We start from the raw sequence: 15,302 nt of genomic DNA, 5'->3' as shown, positions 1-15,302 counted from the left end.
GATGGGCTACGTCGGTAGAAAACTGAGAGAGCGCCGGATCCTGTTCCCGGATTCGCAGCGCGGGCTGATCGTGCCGGTGGACCATGGACTGACGCTGGGTCCGATTGCGGGCATCCAGGCGACGGAGGCACTGGAAAGCTGGGTCGGCAGCCGCGACCTCAGCGCGGTGCTCGGTCACAAGGGGCTGATCGAGCGCCTGATCGTGCGTCAATGCCTGCATCCGGCAACGGGCGTGATCGTGCATCTGAACGGCATGGCGAGCCTGTCGCCCGATGCGGACACGAAGATCATGGTGGCCGATATCGACACGGCGTTGAAGCTGGGCGCGGACGCGGTGTCGATTCAGGTGAACTTCACGGCCAGCAATTTCGCGCACAACTTCGCCATGCTCGGCGCGGTGACGGACGCGGCGCATGCCGCCGGGCTGCCGTTGCTGACGATGCTGTACGACAAGGTGAAGGCGCCGACTTCCGCGGAACGTCTGGCCCGCCTGCATCACCTGGTGCGGGTCGTGACGGAGCTGGGCTCGGACGCCGTGAAGCTCGCGTATGCGTCGGTGGACGAGATTGAGGAGCTGGCTTCCGTTCACGGACGCGACATCCGGATCTTCTTCGCGGGCGGCGAAAAGGCGGACGAGGAGGTGCTGGTCGCGATGTCGCAGGCTGCGATCCGGCATGGCGCAACCGGCCTCTGCATCGGCCGGAACGTGTTTCAGCATGCGCGGCCGCAGGCGCTCCTCAGGAGGCTGGCGGACAGCGTAAAAGGCCGGTCCGAGCAGGTGGCCGAACTCGATGTCGTGTGATTCCGTTCGCCGCGCCATTGGGGCGCGGCCGTGGAGAACCAATCCGATGAATGCAATGAACGATCGACCGGCAGCGGGGCAGGTCATGACCGACCCCATGCAGCTGTCGCAGCTTTGGGCAGACATGTTTCCGGAAGGGCTGCTCGAGGAGCTGGGCGCGAACCCGTTTCTCGCGGCGTGCCGCGACGGCACCGTCAGCGACGCGCAATTGCGCGGCTTCCTGATTCAGCACCAATATTATTCGCAGTACTTCACGCGTTACCTGTGCTCGCTGATGGGCGGCCTGACCGAGCTGAACGAGTTCAAGGCGCTGTCGCACAACCTGGCCGAGGAGTTGCTGGGCGACGGCACGGACCAGGTGTCGCACGCGGAACTGTATCTTCAGTCGATGGACGCGATGTCGGCGGCGCCGCGCAGCCTGCCGATGCTGTCGAGCACGCGCGCGCTGATCGACGTCATGTTCCTCTATTGCCGCGGCGCCGATCCGCTGGACGGCCTGGCCGCGCTGTGCCTCGGCGCGGAAGCGATCGTGCCGATCGTCTATGGCCCGATCCTGGACGCGCTGCGGCACCGCGATGCGCCGCTGCAGGCCACGCGATTCTTCCAGATTCACGTCGAGGAGGATGAGCAGCACGCGATCGTGATGCGCGAAATCATCGACCGGATGCTTGCCGAGAAGCCCTACCGGCGTGCGCGCGTGATCGCGGTCGGCGAAGAGATGGTGCGGCGCCGGATGGCGATGCTGACCGAGCTGCTGTCGTATCCGGGCGAGGACGCGCCCGATACCGACGCCCGCTTGCCCGAACCCGAACTGGCCATGCTGCGCGCCGATGCGTCGCTGGGCAGCGGCAACTTCGTCGATCTGTGCCTCGCGCTGAATCCGGCGAAGGAGGTCGAGTTCCTGCAGCTGGACAAGCCGGTGAACTATGGCGATGGTGTGCCGGTCCGGGCATTCAGCCTCGCGACCCTGCAGCAGTATCGCGCGGCGCTGGCGGACTGGTACCTGGGCCAGGGCGTGGGCCGCGGCGACGTGGTGGCCGTGTGCGTCGAGGACGGCATCGCGCCGTTTCTCCACTACCTCGCGCTGACGAGCCTCGGCGCCGCGATCGCGCTGATCAATCCCGCGATGCCGGCCGAAGTGGGCGCGGCGTACATGAGCGAGAACGGCTTCGACACGCTGGTGGCGGACACGCACACGCAGGCGACGAGCGCATTCGTGCAGCACTGGCGCGCGTCGAACGCGGGCCGGCTGGTGGACGCATCGCGCGCTGCGCTGCGCCGCGATGCGCACTTGCCGGCCTGGTGGCCGGTGGCGCCGGAGGATTCGACGCTGGTGATGCTGAGCCATACGTCGGGCACGACCGGGATCCCGAAAGCGGTGCGCTTCGAGCACCGGCAATTCTTCATGGGCAAGCGGGCCCGCATCGGGCGCTTTGCCGAGGGCCCGGACGAGCGGCTGCTGACGGCGCTGCCGCAATCGCATTCGGCGGCGATCAGTCATCTCGAAACCGCCGTGCTGCATGGCATTCCGACCTACGTGATGGGGACGCAGGAAGGCGACGCGGTGCGTGCGGCCATCCGCGCGTTTCGTCCGACCACGGTCGTCGCGTTCCCGAAGACCTACATGCAGCTGGTCGAGGGCGGTGTCGGCGCGCGTGAATTCGACTCCGTCCGGCGCTGGTTCAGCATGGGCGACGCGGCGCACCAGAGCCATACGCGCCGTCTTCTGGTCGGCGCGCCGGAATCGCGCTTCATCGATGCGTTCGGCAGCTCCGAACTGGGCATGGCGCTGTTCCGCTGTGAATCGACCGCCGCCGCGCTGGCGCCGCAACGCGCGATCGGCCGGCCGGTGGATATCGCGGTCGCGAAGATCCTCGATCCGGTGACGGGCCGCGAAGTGGCGCCGGGCCAGCGCGGCCTGCTCGCGGTGCGTGCGCCGACGATCACGTCGGGGTACTGGCAGCAGCCGGAGCGTACGGCCGGGGCATGGCAAGGCGGTTATTTCCTGACCGGCGACGTGGCGTACTGCGAGGACGGCATCTTCTATCAGATCGACCGCGAAGTCGACGTGGTCGAGACGGCGGCGGGCCGGCTCTATACGTTGCAGCTGGAGGAAGTGGCCCAGCAGGTGGAAGGCGTGTGCGACGTCGCCGTGGTCGGCGTGGGCGGCGGCACGGCCGACGATCCGGCGCTGCTCGCGCTGGTGCTGCCCGACCGGCACGCCGGCGATCCGGCGAGCGTGGCGGACGGCGTGCTCGAGGCGCTGCTTGCCGAATGCGGCGCGGTGCTGCCGGAACGCGGCGTGGCCGTGGCGATCGTGCGCAGCCTGGCGTTCCTGCCGGTGGGCGCGACCGGCAAGGTGCTGAAGCGGCTGCTGCGCGATTCGGCGGGTTCGCTGCTGCGCCAGGCGTTCGACGGTGCGGCCGGGACGCGCGACGTCCTGTATGTCGCGCGCGGTTCGGCCGCGCGCGTTTGAACAACGGATAGGCGACACATGAACGATCAAGACTACGAATCCGACGCGTTTGCATCGGTGCGGCGCCGGCTGGCCGCCGCCGAGGCGGACGGCATCGTCCACTACGTGTGCGACGGCCGCAGTTTCGAAGTGCATGCGGGGGTGTTCCCGCCGACGCATTTTCAGTCGACGGGCATCTTCACGCGGCACCTGCCGTACCGCCGCGGAGGCAGCTTTCTCGAAATCGGCTGCGGCGCAGGCGTGACGTCGGTGATGGCCGCCCTCTCCGGTTGCGCGCGGGTCGTCGCCGCGGACATCAGCGCGGCCGCCGTGCGCAACACGCAGGCCAACGTGCTGTTGCACGGCGTGGCGGACCGGGTGTCGGCGCGGGACGGCGACCTGTTCGACGTATTGCAGCCCGGCGAGCGGTTCGACCAGATCTTCTGGAACTCGAATTTCGTGTTCGTCCCGGAAGATTACGTGTTCGAGAAGCCGATCCTGCAGGCGTTCTGCGACGCGGGGTACCTCGCGCATCGCCGGTTCCTGCGCGAGGCGTCGCAGCACCTGACGCCGGACGGGCAGTTGCTGATCGGCTTCAGCAGCCTCGGCGACGAACGGGCGCTGACGGACATGCTGGCCGAACACGACTACTCGTCGACGATCGTGGCGTCCGCTTACGGTGAAGGGGCCGGCGCGCACCGCTACGACATCCTGCGGCTGTGGCCGGGCGGGCAGCCGTCCGCGGTCGACGCGGCGTGAATCCGGAGCGTGCATGTCGAACGCCGCATGTGAAGCGCGCCCCCGGGCCGGAACGATGCACGAGCGTCCCGTGGCGATCGTGGGCGGCGGCCCGGTAGGGCTGTTGCTCGCGTTGTTCCTCGATCGCCATGGCATCGCGTCGGTCGTGTTCAACCGGGAATCGGACAGCCGCTGGCATCCGAAGGGAAGCACGCACAATTCCCGGACGATGGAGCACTACCGCCGCCTCGGCATAGCGGATGCCGTGCGCGCGCTGGGCTTGCCGCCCGATCATCCGCGCGATGTCGCGTATTTCACGCGGCTCGCCGACTGGGAGTTGGCGCGGCTCGAGATGGGTTCGGAGTGCGAACGGACGCAGGCGGCGCGTACTGCCGAAGACACCGACCAGGTGCCCGAGCCGCTGCTGCGCGCGAACCAGATGTACGTGGAGCAGTTCCTGCTCGCCCATGCGCGCACCCGGCCGAACATCGACTTGCGGTTCGGCTGGTGCGTGAGCCGGTTCGAGCAGGACGAAGCGGGTGTCACGCTCGACGCGCAAGTCACGGATGGCACGGCGCCGGGCGAGTCATGGCGGGCCGCGTACCTGGTCGGCTGTGATGGCGGACAGAGTTTCGTGCGGCGTGCGCTCGGCATTCGTTATCTCGGCCCGAGCGGTGCGAGCGACGGGTTTCTGAGCGGCCGGATGATCTCGAGCCATGTGCGGATTCCGGCGCTGCATCGCGAACTGCTCAAGGGGCGCGAGTCGTGGATGTACAACGTGATGGCGCCCGGCTCGCGGATGCTGCTGATCAGTCTCGACGGAGCGGACGAGTTTCTGCTGATGTCGAAGGCGGACGACGAGGACGGGCTGCCGGACGATGCGGCGGTGATTCGCCGGATTCGCGAAGGGGTCGGCCGGCCGGTCGAGGTGGACGTGCTCGCTCACGCGCCGTGGCAGGGCGGTGTCGCGCTGGTGGCGGAGCGTTACTCGGACGGGCGCGTGTTCCTCTGCGGCGACGCCATTCACCTGTTTTCGCCGACGGGCGGTTTCGGCATGAACACCGGCATCGACGACGCCGCGAACCTGGCGTGGAAGCTGGCGGGCGCGGTGCAAGGCTGGGGCGGCACGGCATTGCTTGCGAGCTACGAGGCGGAGCGCCGGCCGATCGCGCTGCGCAACACGGCGGCGGCGCGCCGGCTGACGCAGCGCGTCGGCGAGGTGCAGGTTCCGGCGGAAGTGGAAGCGGCGGGCGCGCAGGGCGACGCGGCACGCGCGCGGATGGGCGAAGCACTGCAGGCGTTTCGTGCGCAGTTCGAAGCGATCGGCGTCGAGCTGGGGGCGCGATACGACGGCTCGACGATCGTCTGGCCGGACGGCATCGCGCCGGACGACGACCCGCTGACCTACCGGCCAAGCAGCGTGCCGGGCGGCCGTCTGCCGCACCTGTGGCTGACCGGCGCGGACGGTGTGCGCCGTTCGGTATTCGACCTGCTCGGCGCGGGTTTCACGTTGTTGCGGGTGAGGACGGCGGCCGAACCGCCAGCGCCCGACGACGGCGCGGCGCGGCTCGTTGACGCCGCGCACGCACGCGCCATTCCGTTGTCGATCGTCGAGATCGTATCGGACGCGGCGCCGGTGTTGTACGAGCGGCGGCTGGTCCTGGTTCGGCCCGACCAACATGTCGCGTGGCGAGGCGACTTCGTGCCGCGCCACGCAGGCGAATTGCTCGATCGAGTGGCCGGGCGTGCGACCGGTTCGGCCGCCGTTGGGCATCGGGTGCCTGACCACGACGACATGATCCGGCATCCGGCCGGCGCAGCACACGGGTTTAACACGGAAGTTCAACTGAGGAGCGACCATGAGTGAAATGCTGGAGGAAGCGCAAACGTCGACCGGGTCGGCCGATCACGCCGGTTCGCAGCACCACCGGGCGGATTACGACGTCGAGTCGGACTGGGCGGAAGACGCGCAGGCCAACGCGGCCGCCTTCGCGCTTGTCGAGGACGACCCCGAGCCGCTGGTCGTCAACGGCGAGCCGGAGGGCGCGTCGATCAAGTTCGTCCGCACCGGCGACAGCACGGGCGGCCGGTATCTGATGGCGAAGGTCGAGATTCCGCCGGGATCGGGGCCGCCGCTGCACCTGCATACGTTGACCGACGAGTGGTTCTACGCGCCGGAAGGCGGCATCGTGATGCTGATGGGCACGAAGAAGTACAAGGACCTGGACCAGCCGCCGAACATCGCCGGGCGCGACACGATCCGGATGATCCCGATGAAGAAGGGCAGCCTCGTGTTCGGTCCGCGCAATCACATCCACGGTTTTCTCAACGTGTCGGACAAGACCGTCGTCGTGCAACTGGTGTGGACGCCCGACACGCCGGGCGAGTCGCTGCTCGGTTACTTCAAGTCGATCGCGAAGCCCATGCTGCCGGGCGTCAAGGGCGCGCTGAACAACCCGATCGTGCAGCTGAAGGCCGTCAGCGAGGCGCGTGAATTCGGGATGATGTTCAGCACCGATTTCTGGAGCTACGCCGAGAAGGTCGAGGAGGGCGTTGCTCCGTTCGGCAAGAACCTGCCGGGCCTGATCAAGCTGTTCAAATCGGGCGAAGGTTCGTGAGTGAAAGCGCCGGACGCATCTGCCGGCGTGATCTGTTAATACGCAATGCTAATCAAGGTAAAGAAAATGACTCTTCTCGCTGACAAGACCGCAATCGTGACGGGCGCCAGCTCGGGTATCGGCCGCGAGGCGGCGAAGCTGTTCGCGAAAGAAGGCGCGAGCGTCGTCCTGGTGGCGCGCCGTGCGGCGCAGCTCAACGCACTGGTCGACGAGATCGCCGGATTCGGCGGCAAGGCGATTGCATTGGCGGGCGACGTGAAGGACGAGCGTTGCGCGAAGGAAGCCGTCGAACTGGCCGTCGGCAAGTTCGGCGGGCTCGACGTGGCGTTCAACAATGCCGCGACGATGGGCGCGCTCGGCAGCGTCACCGACATCACGCTGGACGGCTGGCGCGACACGCTCGAAACCAACCTGACGAGCGCGTTCCTCGGCGCGAAGTATCAGATTCCGGCGCTGCTCGCGCGCAAGCGCGGCTCGCTGATCTTCACGTCGTCGTTCGTCGGCCACACGGTCGGCTTTCCGGGTATGGCCGCATACGCCGCGAGCAAGGCGGGGCTGGTCGGCCTGACCAAGACGCTCGCTGCCGAGTATGGCCCGTCGGGCCTGCGCGTCAACGTGCTGATGCCGGGCGGGACCGACACCGAAATGGGTCGCGAAGCGGCCAGCACGCCGGAGCAGAAGGCGTTCGTCGAGAGCATTCATGCGCTGAAGCGGATGGCCAATCCGGAAGAGATCGCGAAGTCGGCGCTGTATCTCGCGTCCGACCTGTCGAGCTTCGTGACGGGAACGGCGCTGCTCGTCGAAGGCGGCGTGTCGATCACGCGCACCTGATCGGTGTCCACCGGGCGGCGCGATCGCGTCGCCCGTTCATTCCACTTCCTTCTCCAATTCCAATTGCCGGGACGACCATGAGTCACGAGGCCGAGCACCATCCGCAGCATCCGCAACTGAACGATTCGAACCCCGGCAGGCCCGGGGGCCGCCGGGCGTTTCTGGGGAAACTGGCCGCGCTGGGCGCGGGGGCTGCCGGGATCGGCGAGTTCAGCCATTTCATCGATGCGGCCGAAGCCAGCCAGACCGGGAAACTGCGCGACAGCTACGACTACGTCATCGTCGGCGCCGGGTCGGCCGGGTGCCTGCTGGCCGACCGGTTGTCCGCGTCGGGCGCATCGGTCCTGTTGATCGAGGCGGGCAGCAACCAGCTGGGCCAGTCGAAGGTCGCACTGGTCGCCGACTGGTTGAGGAATCTCGGCAGCGATACCGACTGGGCGCGCACGAGCGTGCCGCAGGGGCAACTCGATGGCCGGCAGCAAGCGTCGCCGGCCGGGAAGACCTGGGGCGGTTCGGGCAGCATCAACGCGATGATCTGGCTGCGCGGCGATCCGCGCGATCATCGCGCGTGGCAGCAACTGGTCGGTCCGGAATGGAATCCGGCCGAACTGAATCGCGCCTACCTGCAGATGACGCAGGCCTCGCGCACCTGCGGCACCGCCGCCGGCCACGTCACGGTCGGCCGTTATGCCGACGCGCATCCGCTCACCGCGGCCTATCTCGCGGCCGGCGTGTCGACGGGCCTCGGGCAGATCGAGCTGAACGCCGGCCGGCGGCTCGACGGCACCGGCGTGACCGAAGTCAACGCCACCGCCGACGGGCACCGTTCCGGGCCGGCACAGGCATTCCTGGCGCCCGCGCTGGCCCGGCCGAACCTGACGATCCTGTCGAACGCCGTGGTTTCGAAGCTGGTCCTGCAGGGGACGGCCTGCCGCGGCGTCGAGGTGCGGCTCGGCGCGTCCGCGCTCACGGTCCACGCGACCCGCGAGACGATCGTGTCGGCCGGCACCGCCGTGTCGCCGCAACTGCTGATGCTGTCCGGCCTCGGGCCGCTCGACCAACTGGCGCCGCTCGGTATCCAGGTGCGGCAGGACATGCCCGCCGTCGGCCGCAACTTCCACGATCACTTGCTGTTGAGCGTCACGTACAAGGCCCGCACGGCGATTGCGCCGCAGGTGTCGAACGGCGTGTCGACGATGGCGTATTACGGCGGCACGGCGGTCAGCGCGCCGACCATCCAGGTGGCCGGCATGCAATATCCGTTCGGCGGCTCGCTTGCCGCGGGCGAAGGCTACACGCTGATTCCGTTCCTCGCGAAGCCGCGCAGCCGGGGAACGGCCCGGCTCGTCAGCGCGGACCCGCGTCAGCCGCTGGCGCTCGATCCGAACTACCTGGCCGAGGCGATCGACCGCGACACGATGATCGCGGCACTCGACCGCACGCTGGCGCTCGGCGCGGCGCGCGCGCTGGCGCCGTACAACGGCGGACTGCAGTCGAGTGCGCCGCTCGCGACGCGTGCGGACAAGCTCGCGTTCATCCGGCAGAACGCCGCGCCTGGCCTGCATTTCGTCGGCAGCTGCGCGGCAGGCCGCGATCCCGCCACGAGCGTGGTCGATGCACGGTTCCGGGTGTGGGGCATCCAGAACCTGCGCGTCGTGGACGCTTCGGTGATTCCCGAAGTGCCCGCGGTCAACATTCAGCCCTCCGTATTGACCGTCGCGCAGCTTGCCGCGAATCAGCTCCTTGCCGAGGCACGCGCAAGCGGTGTGACGGCTGCGGTCGCGGCCTGCTGAGTCGGCAGCGTCGAACGTTCCACGCCGGGGCTGCCCCGGCGGTTTCGGGCCGCTCATCGCACGCATCGGCACGCTGCGCGGCCTCTTTCCCATTCATTGCTGGAGACATCGCAGATGAAATCACATCTGGGCAACAAAACCGCGCTGGTCACGGGTGCGTCGCGGGGCATCGGACGCGCCACGGCGCTCGCACTCGCGCGCCAGAACGCATACGTACTCGTGCATTACTCGACCGCGGCGGCGGAAGCGGAAGCCGTGGTGGCAGAAATCCGGGCGGCGGGCGGGCGCGCCGATGCGCTCGCGGCCGATCTCGGCACGGCGGACGGCCCGCATGCGCTGGCCGCCGCGACGCGCGAGGCCCTCGACGGCCGCCTCGATATTCTGGTCGCGAACGCGGGCATCGCGATGAACGCGTCGATCGACGACATGTCGGTCGACGATTTCGACCGGCTGTTCGCGGTCAACGTGCGCGCGCCGTACTTCCTGACCCAGCAGTTGCTGCCGTTGATGGGCGAGGGCGCCAGCATCGTCCTGCTGTCGTCGCTCGGTGCGCGTTCGGCGGTGGGCGAGATCTCCGCGTACGCGGCGACGAAAGGCGCGATCGACACGCTCGTCAAGCACTTCGCGCAGGCGCTCGGCAGCCGCGGCATTCGCGTGAACGGCGTCGCGCCCGGCGTCGTCGACACCGACATGTCGGCATTCGTGCGCAGCGACGCGGGCCGCGAACAGGTCTTCAAGCTCCAGGCGCTGCAGCGGGTGGCGCAGCCGGAAGACATCGCCGACGTCATCGCGTTCCTGGCGTCGGACGGCGCACGCTGGATCACGGGCGACATCGTCCAGGTAGACGGCGGCACCAAGCTGTAATCACGCGGCCCGGCGTGCCGGATCGCATGCGCTGCGCCGGCGCCGCCCTATCCGGACGGAGGAAATCATGAAGGCATTGCCGGACCATTCGGCGCTCGCGCACATCGTGCAGCGGACGCCGCGCAACCTGGAGCTGGATCGCCTGCGGGCAATCGCCGTGCTCCTGACTTGCTACGTGCACTGGCGCCAGGTGTTCTATCCGTGGATGTTCACGATGCAGTTCGGCGGGCCCGCGACCCCGCTGGATCTGCTGAGCAACGCGTGGGCCGGCGTCGACCTGTTCTTCGTGATTTCCGGCTACATCATCTCGCGCACGATCGTGAGCGAATTCGATGCGCTGCGCGCCGATCCGGGCGCGCTCGCGGCGCATGTCAAGGCGTTCTATGTGCGCCGCGCGTTCCGGATCCTGCCGGTTGCGTGGTGCGTGATCCTGATCGTGGTCGCCTGCGGGGCATACCTGAACGCGGGCGGCTATTTCGCCGGCACCACTTACAACCTGCAGGCGGCGCTGTCGATCTTCACGTACACGTTCAACTTCTGGCTGCCCGATCACAAGATCGCGCCGGGCGTGCCGCTCGCTCAGTACTGGAGCCTGTCGGTCGAGGAGCAGTTCTATCTCGTGTTCCCGCTGTTTCTGATGCTGACGCGCTCCACGCGGCAGCGGGTGCTGTGGCTTGCGCTCACGCTGCTCGCCGTCTCGGTCGCGATCCGCCCGTACCTGCTTGCCGATCCGCTCAAGGTGTTCTTCTATACGCAGACGCGCTGCGACGGCATGCTGTACGGTTGCCTGCTGTATCTGGCGACCACCCGACCCTGGTTCGCCGCGATACGCGTGAGCGCCCGCGGAAACGGTTATCTCGGCGGCGCCGTCGTGCTCGTGCTCGCGCTGGTGCTGGGCTCGATCACCGCGATCGGATTCGACAACGTCGTCGCGGTGCCGGTCGTCTGCATGCTGTCGGCCGCGCTCGTGTTCATGGCCGCATGCGAGGGCGGCGTCGTGGCGTTTCCGCAGCCGCTGCAATGGGCGTTCGATTGCATCGGCCGGCGCTCCTACTCGCTGTATCTCGTGCATCTGCCGATGTTCTTTCTGACGAACGAGCTGATGTTCCGGTACACGCGCGCTCACGAGATTGCCATCACCGCGCGGCTGTGGCCACAGTACACGCTGTTGATGGTGCTGCTCGTCGCCGGGGCGACGGAGCTGCTGTATCGCTGCGTCGAGCGGCCGATGATCGCGAAAGGCCGGCGTGTCGCGGCGGATGTGATCGAGTCGGCGCAAACGGCGTTGCCGAAGGCGGCTTGAGGGCTGGCTCGACACCGGCGCGGCAGCAAGTGCCGCGCCGGGCGACGCACGCGCGCTCCCGAATCCGCCGGAGCGCGCAGAATCTTTCGAATTCCTGACGTATTTCAAAATGCTTTCCGCCCGGGTCGCATGCGCGATTCGGGGCAGGGAAAGTCGAAATTTGCATAGCGTTTGTGAGTGGAATTAAGGCTGCATACGTTTGCGGTTGACGGTGCCGCGCGCGATGTCCGGCGTGCAGCGGCCTCGATGCGCGGCGTGATGGGGCATCGTGCGGCCGTGGGCGCCGCCGGGCCCGGATCGCGGTACGGTCCGAACGAAATCACGCAAGCACGAGAGGATGCAGTCATGGCATCGATTCCCGAACCCACGCCGAGCGGCGACATCAGCAAGCGGAACTGGCTCGAATCCCACGAGGCCGGTTATCACAAGACCCTCGGCAATCGACAGGTGCAGATGATCGCGATCGGCGGTGCGATCGGCACCGGTCTGTTCCTCGGCGCGGGCGCTCGCCTGCAGGCCGCCGGGCCGGCGCTCGCGATCGTCTACCTGGTGTGCGGCCTGTTCTCTTTCCTGATCCTGCGCGCACTCGGCGAACTCGTGATGCATCGCCCGAGCAGCGGCAGCTTCGTGTCGTACGCGCGCGAGTTTCTCGGCGAGAAGGCGTCGTTCGTCGCCGGGTGGATGTATTTCCTGAACTGGGCGATGACCGGCATCGTCGACATCACCGCGGTCGCGCTCTACATGCATTACTGGGCGCCGTTTTCCGGCGTGCCGCAGTGGATCTTCGCGCTGGTGGCGCTCTGCATCGTCGCGACGATGAACCTGATCGGCGTGAAGTGGTTCGCCGAGATGGAATTCTGGTTCGCGCTGATCAAGGTCGCCGCGATCGTGCTGTTTCTCGTGATCGGCTCCGTGATCCTGGGTACCGGCGGCCATGTCGCCGGCCATGACACGGGCATGCACCTGATCACCGACAACGGCGGGTTCTTCCCGCACGGATTGATGCCGGCGCTGGTGCTGGTACAGGGCGTGGTGTTCGCGTTCGCGGGCGTCGAACTGGTCGGCACGGCCGCCGGCGAATGCAAGGACGCACGCAAGGTGCTGCCGCGCGCGATCAACAACGTGATCTGGCGTATCGCCATCTTCTACGTCGCATCGGTCGTCCTGCTGGTCTGCCTGCTGCCGTGGAGCGCGTACAAGGCGGGCCAGAGCCCGTTCGTCACGTTCTTCGGCGCGCTCGGCGTGCCGGGCATCGGCTCGGTGATGAACCTGGTGGTGCTGACGGCGGCGCTGTCGAGCCTCAACTCGGGCCTGTATTCGACCGGGCGCGTGCTGCGCTCGCTGTCGATGGGCGGCTCGGCCCCCGCGTTCCTCGCACGGATGAGCGCGCAATCCGTGCCGTACGCGGGCATTCTCGTGACGGTCGCGATCTACGTGATCGGCGTGCTGCTCAACTATCTCGTGCCGTCGAGCGTGTTCGAGATCGTGCTGAACATCGCGTCACTCGGCATCATCAGCACGTGGGGCTTCATCGTCGTCTGCCAGATGAAGTTCCGCGCGGCGGTCAGGCGCGGCGAGGTGGACGACGTGTCGTTCAAGATGCCGGGCGCGCCCGTGACGTCGTGGCTCACGCTGCTGTTCCTGCTCGGCGTGCTGGTGCTGATGGCATTCGACTACCCGAACGGCACGTGGACGATCGCGTCGATCCCGCTGGTCGCGCTGCTGCTCGTGACCGGCTGGAAGTGGGTGAGCGGCCGCGCGCGCCGCGGGTCGCTCAAGCCGACGATCCCGTCGGTCGCGCTCACGCAGAACGTGCTCGAGAAGGGCGGCGACTGACGCAACGCGACGCGCTACGCTGGGCGGCCGCCGGCCGGATGCCGGCGCGCCCGCTCAAATGCCCATCCGCGCGGCCACCCCGTCGCGATCGATGAACTTGTGTTTCAGCGCGGCCACGACGTGCATGACCAGCAGCAGGCCGAGCGTCAGCACCAGTGCGCGATGCAGTGCATCGGTCAGCAGTCGCAACGGTTCGTCGCGGCCAACGAGCACCGGCAAATTCGCGATGCCGAAGAAACTGACCGGATGCGCGCCGGCGAGGCGGTGCACGTAGCCCGTCAGCGGCACGAGAAACAGCAGCAGGTACAGCACGCCGTGCAGCGCGCCGGCGATCCGCGCCTGCCATGACGGTACGCTGTCCGGCAGCGGCGCCGGCGTGTGCGTCGCGCGCCATACGAGGCGCGGCACGGTCAGCATGAAGATCAGGCTGCCGATCGACGCGTGATAGAACAGGATGCCGTTGAACTGCGGCGAGTTATGCGGAAACGTATCCATGTAGAGCCCGATCGACAGGTTCGACAGGATCAGGATCGCGATCGACCAGTGCATGGCGATCGCGAAGCGTGCGTAGGCGGCGTGATTGGGCTGTGACATGAGCGGTCTCGCGGTTTCGGGTGGGCGTCGCGCGCCCGCGCGTCCGGCGGCGGACGGCGTGGCGACCCCCGATATACCGGTGCCGGGCCGGATTTATTCCCGGTGCATGCATCGACCGCTGTTGCAGCGCATCGGTTACTTACGGCAGGCCGATAGCGGGACGGGGCGCCGCCGGAAACAGCGCGTCAAGTCAGGAACCCGAAATCGTTCGATGCGCGAGCCGGTAAGCGCCGGGGCTGCATCCGAACCGCGCCTTGAACGCGCGCCCGAAATGCGTGATGTCCGAGAAGCCGCATGCGATCGCCAGTTCCAGCAGATTCCGGTTGGTATCCGCCGGATCCTCCAGCGCGCGCCGGCTCGCCTGCAGCCGGTATTCCTGGATCAGGCTCTGCGGCGTCTGGTCGGTCGCGGCGAGCGCGCTGTAAAGCGTGCGTCTCGATACGTTCAACGCGCTCGCCAGCCGGTCCGGCGACAGGTCGGGGTCGTGGTAGTGATGCGCGAGATGGATTTCGGCATTCATGCGCAAGGCCGCACTGCGCGCGTCGGCGCCGGTGAGCGAATCGCCGGCTTCGCGGCGAATCACCGAATCGAGCAGCATCAGCGTCGACTGCTCGAAGCCGAACAGGCTTTCCGGATCGTTCGGCACCTGCCCGTCCATCAGAAAGTGGATGGATTGCAGCGCCAGCCGCGCATTGCCGACGGTCTGGCGAACCTGGACGCCCGCCCGCTCCACGAACCACCGCCACATCGTGCTGCTGCGCGGCGGCGTCAGCGCGGCGACGAAGCGTGACGCGTTCGCGGATTCGATCCGGTACGGCTGGGTCGCGTCGTAGATCACCCATTCCCCCGGATTCACGGTCGACGTCGTGTTGCGCTGCGTGATGCGGCTTTGCCCGGCGATCTGGAACAGGATCTTGTAGCAGTCGCTTTCCGTGCGCGCGGCCAGTGCGCGATCGCGGTCCACCCGGACGGCCGTCGTGTCCACCTCCGCCATGCGCAGCCCGCCCACCGATGCGACACGCACCGACATCCGGAAAAGCGGGCCGGTGTCGTGAAAAACCAGCGGCAGGAAACTGTCTGCGACGAGCTCGCGCAGGTTCGGGCTGCCGTTGGTGGCGCTGACGACGAGTTCATGTGCCATGGCCGGGAGAGGGAAGGTTCCGGGAACGCACCAAGGGTAATGCAAATGAATAAAGCCGGTACGGTCGCCGCGCCGTTCTGCACGCTGAGGCCAAAAGTGTGCACGCAACGCCGAGGTGCGCCGGTGACGCGCTTCTAGAATCGGAACGCGGTCGACAAGTCATCCGCCCGCATCGGGCTTTCGCCACCGCGATGCCCGCCGCGGCACGACCTACCGCACCGGCTGGCTCGCGCCATCAAGAACAACCATCGATTTTCAAGGAGACTCCGTCGAAGGCCAGGCGACGCACGTGGCGGCGGCACGCGCCGGCGAACGTCGTACGGACGA

Annotated in this window: 12 protein-coding genes; 10 read left to right on the top strand and 2 right to left on the bottom strand. The window is 67.6% G+C overall.

The features are described from left to right. Nucleotide 1: 1 nt before the first annotated feature. The 10 genes from VL15_RS31355 to ansP all read left to right on the top strand — a co-directional run bounded on the left by VL15_RS31355 (nucleotide 2) and on the right by ansP (nucleotide 13,240). Nucleotides 2-802, top strand: coding sequence for a class I fructose-bisphosphate aldolase (locus VL15_RS31355; protein ID WP_048250631.1), 801 nt, complete (start codon nucleotides 2-4; stop codon nucleotides 800-802). A gap of 85 nt (nucleotides 803-887) precedes the next feature. Beyond that, the gene (locus VL15_RS31350; protein WP_053077748.1) at nucleotides 888-3,278 is read left to right on the top strand and encodes an AMP-binding protein; all 2,391 of its coding nucleotides are present in this window, start codon (nucleotides 888-890) and stop codon (nucleotides 3,276-3,278) included. A gap of 18 nt (nucleotides 3,279-3,296) precedes the next feature. Beyond that, complete coding sequence (locus VL15_RS31345; protein ID WP_053077747.1) at nucleotides 3,297-4,016, top strand: methyltransferase; 720 nt, start codon at nucleotides 3,297-3,299, stop codon at nucleotides 4,014-4,016. A 70-nt stretch (nucleotides 4,017-4,086) separates the two neighbouring features. Continuing rightward, complete coding sequence (locus VL15_RS31340; RefSeq protein WP_230684566.1) at nucleotides 4,087-5,862, top strand: FAD-dependent monooxygenase; 1,776 nt, start codon at nucleotides 4,087-4,089, stop codon at nucleotides 5,860-5,862. Further along, a complete protein-coding gene (locus VL15_RS31335) occupies nucleotides 5,855-6,613 on the top strand; it encodes a cupin domain-containing protein (RefSeq protein ID WP_155420333.1) in 759 nt (252 codons plus the stop codon). The genes VL15_RS31340 and VL15_RS31335 overlap by 8 nt, the downstream gene beginning before the upstream one ends. A 66-nt stretch (nucleotides 6,614-6,679) precedes the next feature. Continuing rightward, the gene (locus VL15_RS31330) at nucleotides 6,680-7,444 is read left to right on the top strand and encodes an SDR family oxidoreductase (protein ID WP_048250630.1); all 765 of its coding nucleotides are present in this window, start codon (nucleotides 6,680-6,682) and stop codon (nucleotides 7,442-7,444) included. A 77-nt stretch (nucleotides 7,445-7,521) separates the two neighbouring features. Beyond that, entirely contained in the window at nucleotides 7,522-9,237 is a 1,716-nt protein-coding gene (locus VL15_RS31325) for a GMC family oxidoreductase (protein WP_048250628.1), read from the top strand. 114 nt (nucleotides 9,238-9,351) lie between these two features. Continuing rightward, on the top strand, nucleotides 9,352-10,101 hold the full coding sequence (locus VL15_RS31320) for an SDR family NAD(P)-dependent oxidoreductase (RefSeq protein ID WP_048250627.1): 750 nt from the start codon (nucleotides 9,352-9,354) through the stop codon (nucleotides 10,099-10,101). Between the two features lie 67 nt (nucleotides 10,102-10,168). Further along, nucleotides 10,169-11,404, top strand: coding sequence for an acyltransferase family protein (locus VL15_RS31315; RefSeq protein ID WP_048250626.1), 1,236 nt, complete (start codon nucleotides 10,169-10,171; stop codon nucleotides 11,402-11,404). Nucleotides 11,405-11,749: 345 nt separating this feature from the next. Then, nucleotides 11,750-13,240, top strand: a complete 1,491-nt coding sequence (gene ansP, locus VL15_RS31310; protein ID WP_048250625.1) for an L-asparagine permease — start codon at nucleotides 11,750-11,752, stop codon at nucleotides 13,238-13,240. Between the two features lie 54 nt (nucleotides 13,241-13,294). Here ansP and VL15_RS31305 read toward each other — a convergent pair whose 3' ends face one another. Both VL15_RS31305 and VL15_RS31300 read right to left on the bottom strand, forming a co-directional pair. Next, nucleotides 13,295-13,834, bottom strand: a complete 540-nt coding sequence (locus VL15_RS31305) for a cytochrome b (RefSeq protein WP_048250624.1) — start codon at nucleotides 13,832-13,834, stop codon at nucleotides 13,295-13,297. 190 nt (nucleotides 13,835-14,024) lie between these two features. Next, the gene (locus VL15_RS31300; RefSeq protein WP_048250623.1) at nucleotides 14,025-14,975 is read right to left on the bottom strand and encodes a helix-turn-helix domain-containing protein; all 951 of its coding nucleotides are present in this window, start codon (nucleotides 14,973-14,975) and stop codon (nucleotides 14,025-14,027) included. Between the last annotated feature and the right edge of the window lie 327 nt (nucleotides 14,976-15,302).

This window comes from Burkholderia cepacia, assembly GCF_001039005.1.
Lineage (GTDB): Bacteria > Pseudomonadota > Gammaproteobacteria > Burkholderiales > Burkholderiaceae > Burkholderia > Burkholderia theae.
This window is presented reverse-complemented; position numbering and strand designations above follow the sequence as displayed.

What these genes read in the sequence shown, in the direction of transcription:
- VL15_RS31320 (WP_048250627.1), top strand. Translation starts at nt 9,352, where the DNA reads ATGAAATCACATCTGGGCAACAAAACCGCGCTGGTCACGGGTGCGTCG.
- ansP (WP_048250625.1), top strand. Translation starts at nt 11,750, where the DNA reads ATGGCATCGATTCCCGAACCCACGCCGAGCGGCGACATCAGCAAGCGG.
- VL15_RS31300 (WP_048250623.1), bottom strand. Translation starts at nt 14,975, where the DNA reads ATGGCACATGAACTCGTCGTCAGCGCCACCAACGGCAGCCCGAACCTG.
- VL15_RS31355 (WP_048250631.1), top strand. Translation starts at nt 2, where the DNA reads ATGGGCTACGTCGGTAGAAAACTGAGAGAGCGCCGGATCCTGTTCCCG.
- VL15_RS31335 (WP_155420333.1), top strand. Translation starts at nt 5,855, where the DNA reads ATGAGTGAAATGCTGGAGGAAGCGCAAACGTCGACCGGGTCGGCCGAT.
- VL15_RS31330 (WP_048250630.1), top strand. Translation starts at nt 6,680, where the DNA reads ATGACTCTTCTCGCTGACAAGACCGCAATCGTGACGGGCGCCAGCTCG.
- VL15_RS31345 (WP_053077747.1), top strand. Translation starts at nt 3,297, where the DNA reads ATGAACGATCAAGACTACGAATCCGACGCGTTTGCATCGGTGCGGCGC.
- VL15_RS31350 (WP_053077748.1), top strand. Translation starts at nt 888, where the DNA reads ATGACCGACCCCATGCAGCTGTCGCAGCTTTGGGCAGACATGTTTCCG.
- VL15_RS31305 (WP_048250624.1), bottom strand. Translation starts at nt 13,834, where the DNA reads ATGTCACAGCCCAATCACGCCGCCTACGCACGCTTCGCGATCGCCATG.
- VL15_RS31315 (WP_048250626.1), top strand. Translation starts at nt 10,169, where the DNA reads ATGAAGGCATTGCCGGACCATTCGGCGCTCGCGCACATCGTGCAGCGG.
- VL15_RS31325 (WP_048250628.1), top strand. Translation starts at nt 7,522, where the DNA reads ATGAGTCACGAGGCCGAGCACCATCCGCAGCATCCGCAACTGAACGAT.